The 4035-nt window shown below is 71.4% G+C and carries 3 protein-coding genes; 1 reads left to right on the forward strand and 2 read right to left on the reverse strand.

What is annotated here, in order from left to right; genetic code table 11:
- Positions 1-1242 (reverse strand): ATP-binding protein (locus tag LzC2_RS20545; RefSeq protein ID WP_171189899.1); only part of this gene is annotated, 1242 nt, incomplete at its 3' end.
- A 120-nt stretch (positions 1243-1362) separates the two neighbouring features.
- The gene (locus LzC2_RS20550) at positions 1363-2670 is read right to left on the reverse strand and encodes a metallophosphoesterase family protein (RefSeq protein WP_171189900.1); all 1308 of its coding nucleotides are present in this window, start codon (positions 2668-2670) and stop codon (positions 1363-1365) included.
- A gap of 294 nt (positions 2671-2964) precedes the next feature.
- Here LzC2_RS20550 and LzC2_RS20555 point away from each other — a divergent pair, with 294 nt between their 5' ends.
- Positions 2965-3930: a calcium/sodium antiporter gene (locus LzC2_RS20555; RefSeq protein ID WP_171189901.1), complete on the forward strand. Its 966-nt coding sequence runs from the start codon at positions 2965-2967 to the stop codon at positions 3928-3930.
- Positions 3931-4035: the final 105 nt, after the last annotated feature.

The raw sequence follows: 4035 nt of genomic DNA on the forward strand, positions 1-4035 counted from the left end.
GGCGAAGCTGGCCGGTCGGTCGGCGGCCCGGTCGAGCGCCGACGACAGGGCGTCCGCGGCGGCTTCGGAGACCGCCGACCGACCGGCCAGCTTCGCCGTCAGTTCCTCCACGCGCTCCGCGGCGGCCCGGCGCTTGGAGACGGCTTCGGTCAGATCCCGTTTCAAATCGGAATGCCGATCGGCCGCGGCGCTCAGATGCGCCCGCTGCGGGTCGGAGAGATCCGGCGGACTCCAATTCTCCCGCTGCGAATCGCTCAGCCCGGCGGGGGTGAGGTCGGCCAGGGCCCGGGCGGCGGCGGCCTCCGAAGCGGCGGCGCGGCGTTCCAGTCCCTCCCGGTCCCCCAGCGCGGCGGCGGTCGCCGCGGATTGATCGCGAAGCGTCCTGAGCCGCTCCGCGGCCGCCCGCAGCGGGGCGTCGGCGGCGACCTGTTCCTCCAGTTCCGTCTGCCGTTGGAGCGCCGCGGCGAGGCGATCCGCCAACCCCCGGGCGGCCCGCAGCCGACGGGCGCGGGCGGCCTCGGCGCGCTTCGCCTCGGCGTCGCGTTTCAAGGCGTCGCGATCGCGTTTCAGGTCGTTGATCTTGTCCGTGCGGGCGGCCCATTCGGTGGGCGAGAGTCCCTCGTCGTTCGTCTCTCGCCGAACCTCCTTGAGCGTGCGCAGGTCCGCGTTGATCGCGGGGTTGCGGCCGCGGGCGAGGAACAACTCGCCGGCTTCGTCCTTCAATTCCTGCCGCACCCGCCGCAGGCCGGACAGCCCGCCCGCCGCGGCGAACAGCAATTGGCCGACTTCCCCCCCGCCGGCGAGCAGCTTCTCGCTGCCTTCGGACAGCTCCGCCAACCGCAGGCCGTGCAGCTTGTCGAACGTCTCCGGCGTCGTGCCGCCGAGGTACGGGGCGAGGCCGTCGTCCGGCAGGGGCGTTTCGCTCTCCCCTTCCTCCAAGGCCAACAGCGTGTTCTTGTTGCCCTTGCGGCGCCGGAAGGTCAGGGAGCGTCCCCCATGTTCGGCGCCGCCGCCCGGCCCCGCGGAGACGGTCATGCCGATCCGCAACGCCTTGTAGTCGTGCGTGTGGTTGTCCGGCGACTGCCCCGGGATGCCGAACAGGGCGTCGCGAACGGCCCGCAACGCGGTGCTCTTGCCGGCTTCGTTCGGGCCGTACACGACGTGCAGGCCGGGGGCGCTGAAGTCCAGCGACAGCCCCGTGAACGGGCCGAAGGCGAGAAGGTCGAGCCGGTCGATCCGCACGGGGCTGCGCAGGGGCGAGGGGAGAGGTGTAAGGCGTAAGTACGAAAACAGGCATGACCGGCCCCGCTTCGCCGTCGCCGGTAGGCGGCGCGTCCGGGGCGACGGTCGATCGCTCGGCGGTCAGCCGGCGGTCAGGCGGTCGCGGGCCAGCTTGCCGGCGTCGGCGAGCAGACTGCGGAGATGCTCCGGGTCGAACAGGTCCGGCCCCTCGTGGGCGGCGAGGTTCGATCGCAGCGAGCCGCGGAGATCTTTCAGGGCGCTCTCCGCCAGCGCGGCGAGGGCGTCGGGATCGTCGCGGGCCTCGGCGAGCACCTCCGCCAACACGCCCAGCGGGCCGTCGTCGCCGGACAGGACATCGCTCGGCGGAGTCCGGGTGGAGATCTTCACCTTCTCCACCCACACGCCGCCCAGCCGGTTCGCGGCGTTCTTCACGTCGTGCTCCAACCCGTGCGGGTCGGCCCGCAGCAGGGCGTCGGCGGGGGTCGTGCCGACAAACTCCACCCGCACGGCGAGCAACCGATCGCGGCCCTCGCGGGCGTTGTGGGCGGCGGCTTCGAGACCCTCCATCGCTTCGCGGAGGAAGTCGTCCGGCGAGTCCTCCCCGCCGGCGACCAGCTCCGCGACGTTCACCTCGACCTTATCCCACCGCACCACGTCCAACGGGCGGAACTCGCTGGTCACGCGGCGGTCGTCGTGCACCGTGACCAGCCGGCAGCCGCGCGGCCCCAACTCGCGGGCGTGCCGGCCCTGCGTATTGCCGGGGAAGACGATCGGGGCCGCGTGCGCATCTTTCGCGTCGTGCAGATCCCAGGGGGTGTGGATGTGGCCCAGCGCCCAGTAGTCGTAGCCTTTCGCGGCCAGTTCGGTCGGTTTGCAGGGGGCGTAGGGTTCGTGATCGGAATGGCCGGCGGCGCTGGTGTGCAGCAGGCCGACGTTGAACCGCCCGGCGTCCGGCGCCGGGTAGGTCGCGGAGAGGTCCGTCTTCACCGCACGGGTCGCGAAGCCCTGCCCGTGCACGGTCACGCCGTGATCCGCGAGGTCGATCCGGTGGCTCTGCGGGGACTCCGTGGAGAGCGTGATGACGTTCTCCGGCAACGCGAGCTGCCGGGTGATGACGCTGTCGGCGTCGTGGTTGCCGGCCAGCAGGACGACGGGGATGTCCGCGTCCCGCAGGCGATTCAGCTTGTCCGCGAAGAACAGCCCGGTGCTGAAGTCCCGCCAGGCGCCGTCGTAGACGTCGCCGGCGATCAGCACGAAATCGACCGGCTCATCCCCCGGTCGATCTTCGCCCAGAGCCAGCGAAACGAGGTTCTCGACGGCCCGCCGGGTCGCGGTGCGGATCTGCCCCACCGGCGCCCCCTCGTACGCCGCCAGCCCGCCCAGCGGACTGTCGATGTGCAAATCAGCGGCGTGCAGGAAGCGAAACATGCGGTGCGTAGGCGAGCGGCGGGGCGTCAGCCCCCCGTGTTTGAGAGAAACGATGTCCGCGAGCGGCGTCGAACGGCCAGCGAACGGGCGTCGAACGACGGGACGCCCGTTCAGCGGGCGAGGCGAGTGTAGCCCGGTTCGCGCGAGGCGAAAGACGGGTTCGCCCGATTCGCGGCCAAGCCGAACGCATGCGGCCGGCTTGGGCGGAGTGTTGCGCTCGCCACGCCGACGCCGGCGCCTACACTCTCGGTTCACCCCCGCCCGCCGAGTCCCCCGCTTCCCCCCTTCAATTCAATGGTTCTGGCGTGTTTGGGGGTCGTGGTCGGGGTGGCGGCTCTGTACTACGGGGCGGAATGGCTCGTGCGGGGCGCCGCCGGACTGGCCCGGCGGGCGGGACTCAGCCCGCTGGCGATCGGCCTGACGGTGATCTCGCTGGCGACCAGCGCCCCGGAACTGGGCGTCAGCCTGCAGGCGGCGTTGGACGGAAAAGATTCCGTCGCGGTGGGCAACGTGCTCGGCTCCAACGTGGCGAACATCGGCCTGATCTTGGGGCTCGCGGCGGTGATCATGCCGATCTCCGTGGCGACGCGGGTGGTGAAGATCGATCTGCCGCTGCTGGCGCTGGTCAGCGGACTGCTGACTTGGGCGCTGTGGGACGGCGAGGTGGCCCGCATCGAGGGGGCGCTGCTGGCCGCGGGGCTGGTCGCCTATGTGACGATGACCATCGTGCTGGCTCGCCGCGAGGGGGCGAAGGCGGACGCCCACGCGGACTCCGAACTGCCCCCGCCGGCCGGCAGCGCCTGGCTGGAAGGCGGGCTGATCGTCGCCGGGTTGGCGCTGCTGTCGGTCGGCTCGTGGGCGCTGGTGGAGGGCGCGGTGATCATCGCCGGCGCCGCGGGCCTCAGCGACGCCGTCATCGGACTGACGGTGGTGGCCTTCGGGACGAGCCTGCCGGAACTGGCCGCCACCGTCGTCGCGGCGACGCACGGCGAAGGGGACATGGCGGTGGGGAACGTGGTCGGTTCGAACATGTTCAATTCGTTGGGCATCATCGGCACGACGGCCCTCGTGACCCCGCTGGACGTGAATCTCGCCAGCCCCGAGTTGGACGGCACCCTCAACACGGACCTCTGCGTGATGTTCGCCGCTGCGGTCCTGCTGCTTCCGCTGATGCGAACCGGCTACCGCGTGAGCCGATGGGAAGGCCTGGCGCTGCTGGTCTGTTACGCCGGCTACGTCACCTGGTTGTTCGTGCGGTGAGGGAGGGAGGACGCCGGTCCCTTTTCTCCCCTCTCCCTTGAGGGAGAGGGGCCGGGGGTGAGGGTGGGGAGCGCTCACATGCGGTCGCGCTCGGAGTGAAGGATC

It is taken from the genome of Alienimonas chondri, from assembly GCF_013036045.1.
GTDB lineage: Bacteria > Planctomycetota > Planctomycetia > Planctomycetales > Planctomycetaceae > Alienimonas > Alienimonas chondri.

Excerpts from the sequence above, each read along its gene's own strand:
- LzC2_RS20550 (WP_171189900.1), bottom strand. The coding sequence starts at position 2,670 with ATGTTTCGCTTCCTGCACGCCGCTGATTTGCACATCGACAGTCCGCTG.
- LzC2_RS20555 (WP_171189901.1), top strand. The coding sequence starts at position 2,965 with ATGGTTCTGGCGTGTTTGGGGGTCGTGGTCGGGGTGGCGGCTCTGTAC.